This window comes from Magnetospirillum moscoviense, from assembly GCF_001650635.1.
Classification (GTDB): Bacteria; Pseudomonadota; Alphaproteobacteria; order Rhodospirillales; family Magnetospirillaceae; genus Magnetospirillum; species Magnetospirillum moscoviense.
This window is the reverse complement of the sequence record NZ_LWQU01000033.1, coordinates 1-3,751: the sequence shown is the minus strand read 5'-3', so window position 1 is coordinate 3,751 and position 3,751 is coordinate 1. Positions and strand designations below refer to the sequence as shown.

At 57.2% G+C, this 3,751-nt stretch carries 6 protein-coding genes; 2 read left to right on the top strand and 4 right to left on the bottom strand.

Annotated features, from left to right (window positions below; all coding sequences use genetic code 11):
• The first annotated feature begins 127 nt into the window (after window positions 1-127).
• Together tnpB and A6A05_RS21605 are read left to right on the top strand one after the other, a co-directional pair.
• The gene (gene tnpB, locus A6A05_RS02115) at window positions 128-343 is read left to right on the top strand and encodes an IS66 family insertion sequence element accessory protein TnpB (protein ID WP_082910622.1); all 216 of its coding nucleotides are present in this window, start codon (window positions 128-130) and stop codon (window positions 341-343) included.
• Window positions 344-478: 135 nt separating this feature from the next.
• Window positions 479-655, top strand: coding sequence for a hypothetical protein (locus tag A6A05_RS21605; protein WP_483807116.1), 177 nt, complete (start codon window positions 479-481; stop codon window positions 653-655).
• A 96-nt stretch (window positions 656-751) separates the two neighbouring features.
• On the opposite strand, the gene mamQ is transcribed toward A6A05_RS21605, so the two are convergent.
• The 4 genes from mamQ to A6A05_RS02095 all read right to left on the bottom strand — a co-directional run.
• Window positions 752-1,387 carry a magnetosome protein MamQ gene (gene mamQ / locus A6A05_RS02110; protein ID WP_068497005.1) on the bottom strand — a complete coding sequence of 212 codons (636 nt, stop codon included), beginning with the start codon at window positions 1,385-1,387 and terminating at the stop codon, window positions 752-754.
• A gap of 112 nt (window positions 1,388-1,499) precedes the next feature.
• Window positions 1,500-2,402 carry a magnetosome biogenesis CDF transporter MamB gene (gene mamB, locus A6A05_RS02105; protein WP_068497004.1) on the bottom strand — a complete coding sequence of 301 codons (903 nt, stop codon included), beginning with the start codon at window positions 2,400-2,402 and terminating at the stop codon, window positions 1,500-1,502.
• 54 nt (window positions 2,403-2,456) lie between these two features.
• Window positions 2,457-3,302, bottom strand: a complete 846-nt coding sequence (locus A6A05_RS02100) for a S1C family serine protease (RefSeq protein ID WP_245644142.1) — start codon at window positions 3,300-3,302, stop codon at window positions 2,457-2,459.
• 17 nt (window positions 3,303-3,319) lie between these two features.
• The coding region (locus A6A05_RS02095) for a cation diffusion facilitator family transporter (RefSeq protein WP_281193228.1) at window positions 3,320-3,751 on the bottom strand (432 nt) is incomplete at its 5' end.

Here is a 3,751-nt window from a genome sequence, read left to right as displayed (position 1 = left end):
CGCTCGCGCCCCCCATCTCCCCGGACGATCGGATCGAGATCGAGCTTGCCAGCGGCTATCGTATTCGTGTCGGCGGTGATGCCGCTGCTTCGACGCTGCGGCGGGTTCTTGACGTGCTGGAGCGGCGATGATCCCGGTTCCGAGCAATGTCCGGGTCTGGCTGGCGGTCGGCCGCACCGACATGCGCCGTGGCATGAACGGCCTGGCGCTCCAAGTCCAGGAGTCATTGAAGCGCGATCCCCATGCCGGCGATCTGTTCGTCTTCCGGGGGCGCAGCGGTGACATGATCAAGATCATCTGGCACGACGGATTACCGCGCGTCGCCAACAGTCAGGCAGCCTGATCAAAGCTGCCTGCACCTGCGGTTCTCACCGGATGCTTACGGAGAAGCTGGGGGAGCACGGCGAGATCAAGGCCGGCACCATGGCCGAATCCCGAGATCGAGACCTGGGCGCGCAAGATCGGCATCACCCGCCAGGTGATCGTCAATGACGACCTCGGCGCCTTCTCCGATCTTGCGCGGCGCATGGGCCAGGGGGGGCGCGATCGAAGCCCGCCTGCTGGTCGAACTGGTGGAGGTCAATTCCGGCAACGGGCCGAAACTGTCGGATCACCCAAGTTTCGTTCAATTCTGATGTGTATTTTCTTTGGCTGAGTAATAGCCTCTTGAATACGCTGGATCATTTATAACTTTTGCCGCAAATATGATCTTGGTCAGCTCAGAGGTGTACTGTTATCGCTTGTTTGACTTTTACTGAGCTGGAGCCAAGGGCATCAGTTGCTGGTATATCTCAGGTGCGACAATAGGAGCATTGATTATCGCAGTACTTTCCTGATTTTGATTAAAATACTCCCGTTTCTTGAATCCGGCGGCCATGGCCAGATACTTCCACGGAATTTTCCTAATTTCAGCATTAAATTTTGCGGCGCTCTCATTGTACAAAATGCGATTAACAGAGATTCTGTCTTCCATATCAACAAGTGACGACATCATTAATTTATATGATTTTACAGACCTAATGTCGGGGTACTTTTCCGAGTAAGCAATAATTTTTCCAAAAGCTGCGCCAAACCCTTCGCGAGACCACACCTGATCAAGCTTAAGTATTTCTTTTTTATCGTTACTCCTCTCAATCCCCTCTGCGCGCTTGTCAGCGGCATGACCAAATACCGAATCCTCGAGAGCGGCATGGTTGATGGTAAGGTTAATGAGATTTCCGAACAAATTATTCCGTCTCTGTATCTCAACTTCAAAGTTAGACCGCTTTGATTGTGCATCCTCACGCATTGCCAGGAATTCATTGTAGCGGAGTAAGCCAAATGCAAACACTACCGCGACAGCGACGGCGGATGTGAGTTTAAAAATATACCTGACATTGATGTTCATTTGGCTCGATTGACCATAGAGGGCAGGGGTTCATACGTGGGGGTGAGCCATCAGGAGGGATGGGAAAGCCGAAGTTATGTCCCCATGAATCTTATGTCCCCTTGGCGTATTCCTATCCGATCTGAGACTTCGCCCCAGCGGCGGCGGGAGCCGGGCTGACGAACAGACGGATATCGCGGGCGTGGGGGATTTCCTCCTGGATGCGCTGGCGCACAGCCTCGGCCACCCTGGAACTGTCCTTGATGCGCAGATTGGGATCGACCCGCAGGCGGATGTCGAATTGCACATCCTCGCCCACATGGCGTCCACGCAGAAAATAGATGCTGTGGACCATGGGCGTATCCATAGCGACTTGCCACGCGGTTTGCAGCAGCTCGGTATCCACCGAGCTGTCCATCAGGCCATGAACGGAGGTGCCGATGAGTTCCAGGCCGATACGCCCCACCAAGGCCGACACGCCGATGGCGGCGATGGTGTCGGCGATGGGAAAACCGATCACCGAGGCGATGACGCCCACCATCACCGCCGCCGAGGAAATGGCGTCGGAGCGGTTGTCCCAGGCATTGGCGATGATGGCCGGACTGTTGTTCTCATTGCCGACACAAATCTGGTAGCGGTACATCAGTTCATTGACGATGACCGTCACCGACGCACCCAGGGCAGCGAAGATGCTGGGCGCTTCATAGCTGCCCGAAATGAGCTTCATCACCGATCCGTACATCAGGAAGCTGGCGCCGATCAGCAGCAACGAGCCGACGATTGACGACGAGATGTACTGGATGTTGCCGTAGCCGAAGGGATAGCGCTCATCCGCAGGTTTGTTCGAGATCTTCAAACTGAGCTGGGTGACGCCGCTGGCGACCACATCGGCACCCGAATGCAGCGAATCTGCCACCAGGGCGACGCTGCCGCTCATGAGCCCCAGCACGCCCTTGAATAAGGTCATGCAGATGTCGGCGGTAAAAGCCCACCAAACAACTTCCTCGCGGCAATCTCTGCAGTTTTCGAACTTCATCGGTTCACCATAATCGTATTCGCCAATTTACCATATCTCCCCGCCGTCTCGACATCACCGGGTCGGGAGGGGCTGAGTCGGTGGCACATTCGGTGCGGCCACCGGGGTCTTGAAACGAATAATGTCCTGGAGGTGGGCGGTGATGACAGATGCAGGCACCGTAAAGCCCTCCACCTTGCCGGTGGGGCTGGTGGCGGCGATGTTGATGCCGACCAGATCACCCTGGGCATTGACCAGAGGACCGCCGGTCTGCTCCCAGCTGTAGACCGAGTCCGTGCGCAGCAGATGGGTGATCTGAGTGGTTCCCACCGCCAGCGGAGCATCCAAAGACTGAACCATGCCCTGGCGCACCAACGGCGCACCGGCCATGTTCCGGCCAAAGGCGAAAACTTGCTGGCCGGGCACCACGGCCTGAAAATTTGCCATGCGGAAATGCAGGAACTTCTCAGTGGTCTGCATCTTCAGCAGGGCGAGATCATGGGCCGGAATGGTCTTCACCACCTTGGCGGGGAAACGGCGGATGCCAGCCGAAGTGGCCACCTGAACCGTGATATCCGGCATATTGGCGATGGAGTGCATGGTGGTGATGACATAGCCGTTGGCGCCGACGACGGCGCCGGAAGCCACGGGACCGGCATTGACGCCGTTGCCGCCGACACCCACCACCGCTGGCGGCACGGTGTAGTACAGCCGCTGCACATCGGGCATGGCGATATTGCGCGCCAGGAACTGGCCCACCGACAAATCGTCGGCCCCATGGAAGAAGCCATCCTCATCATAATTGTCGAGGAGATAAGCCCCCCAAGCAAAGGTCACCAGGATCAGGAACGCCAGGATGGAGACAGGCGTCTTCCACGACCGTTCGCAAAAGACGATCTTGTTGGTGGACAGATCGCCCATGGTTTCTCCAATTTCAATCATCGCTGGTTTCCACGTTCATTTGAGCCCTTGTCGTCATCCACCTTGGACAGCATGACCTCGTCGAAACTCAGTGGCTCCTCGGAGAAGATCGGCTTGCTGGTATCACCGGCTTCCCGCGCCTCGGCGCTGACATGCAGGGATTCGATGCGGCGGATCTTGCCACAGACGGCGGCCTGCACCGCCTCGCAAATGTCGTGCGCCTGTTCCACGGTGTTCTCGGGATCGACGCCGATGATCATGTCGGCCCAGATGTCTTGGCCCACATAGCGAGCCCGCAGATGGATGACGCCCCTGACCCCGGGAACGCGCTCCGCCGCCTCAACAATCCGGTTTTGCACCGCCTCACCCGCAGTGTGATCCATTAGCCCACGATAGGCATCCATGAAGACGACCTTACCCAGCAGAAGCAGGTCGATGGTCTCCCACAG

Excerpts from the sequence above, each read along its gene's own strand:
- tnpB (WP_082910622.1), top strand. The coding sequence starts at position 128 with ATGATCCCGGTTCCGAGCAATGTCCGGGTCTGGCTGGCGGTCGGCCGC.
- mamQ (WP_068497005.1), bottom strand. The coding sequence starts at position 1,387 with ATGAACATCAATGTCAGGTATATTTTTAAACTCACATCCGCCGTCGCT.
- mamB (WP_068497004.1), bottom strand. The coding sequence starts at position 2,402 with ATGAAGTTCGAAAACTGCAGAGATTGCCGCGAGGAAGTTGTTTGGTGG.
- A6A05_RS02100 (WP_245644142.1), bottom strand. The coding sequence starts at position 3,302 with ATGGGCGATCTGTCCACCAACAAGATCGTCTTTTGCGAACGGTCGTGG.